Annotated in this window: 2 protein-coding genes; both read left to right on the forward strand. The window is 63.1% G+C overall.

The window, feature by feature from the left end:
- Positions 1-286, forward strand: a 286-nt coding sequence (locus ACXJ7R_RS33810) for a hypothetical protein (RefSeq protein WP_457155584.1), incomplete at its 5' end; no start/stop codon positions are given.
- A 44-nt stretch (positions 287-330) separates the two neighbouring features.
- Positions 331-1,113, forward strand: a 783-nt coding sequence (locus tag ACXJ7R_RS33815) for a xanthine dehydrogenase family protein molybdopterin-binding subunit (protein ID WP_457155585.1), incomplete at its 3' end; no start/stop codon positions are given.

Consider the following 1,113-nt stretch of genomic DNA (forward strand, 5'->3'; position numbering starts at 1 on the left):
GCGCCCCTTGTTCGTAGGGTTCCAACTCGGCATAGCGATGTCGATCATCGGCGTGCTTTCCGCCGAGATCGCCTACGCCAATATCGGTCTGGGTGCGCGCCTGATCCACTATTCCGATGCCTTCAACATCAGCGCGATGTACGCAGTCATAGTTGTGATCTTTGCGGTCACGTCGCTTGTGAATTCCGGTTTTTCCCTGCTTCAGCGGCCATTCCTGCATCACGAACGCTCGCGCGAGGGTGTCACGAGCGCCAAGCAGGGCCGTTCGACCGCAGCTACGCCGTAACGGCATCCCGAGCCGACCATGACGGTATAAGAGGCAAACTGCTGATGGAAAATGGCGGCATCGGAGCATCCGTCGAAAGGCGGGAGGATCTGCGCCTCATTCGCGGCCTTGGCCGCTACACCGACGACGTGTCGACCGAATTTTCGCGGGTGCTTCATCTCGTCGTCGTCCGCTCGCCCCATGCGGCGGCGCGGATCGTTTCCATCGATGCCTCGCAGGCGCGAAGCGCGCCGGGCGTCAGGGCGGTGCTCACGCGCGAGGAGATGGCGACAGAAAATTTTCATCCCTTCCCAACGCGGGTGCGGCGCAATCAGCCCGATGGCCAGCCGAATTTCGTTCCGCCATACCTTCCCCTGGCTGACGGCTGCGCGCGCCACGTCGGTGACGCCGTTGCGGCCGTCGTCGCCGACACGCTCAACGAAGCGAAAGATGCGGCAGAGCTGATTGAAATCGAGTACGAAAGCCTGCCCTTCGTGGTCGACACCGCCGAAGCGGCGAACCCCGATGCCCCGCTCGTTTGGCCCTCACAACCGAGCAACATCTGCTTCGAGCAACGATCCGGGGACAGGTCGGCCTGCGACGCCGCCTTCGCCTCGGCGGCTCATGTCGTGTCGGAGCGTTTCGTCATCAGCCGCGTCGCCACCAACGCGCTTGAGCCGCGATCAGCCCTGGGCGCGTTCGATGGACGAACGCAGAGATTCACACTTTACGCCGGCATGCAGTCGCCTCATGCGATGCGCCGCGAGATCGCTCAGGTGTTCGGTCTGCCACCAAGCCGTTTCAGGATTGTCGCGCCGGACGTTGGCGGTGCCTTCGGCATGAAGGCC

It is taken from the genome of Mesorhizobium sp. P5_C1 (genome assembly GCF_054049815.1).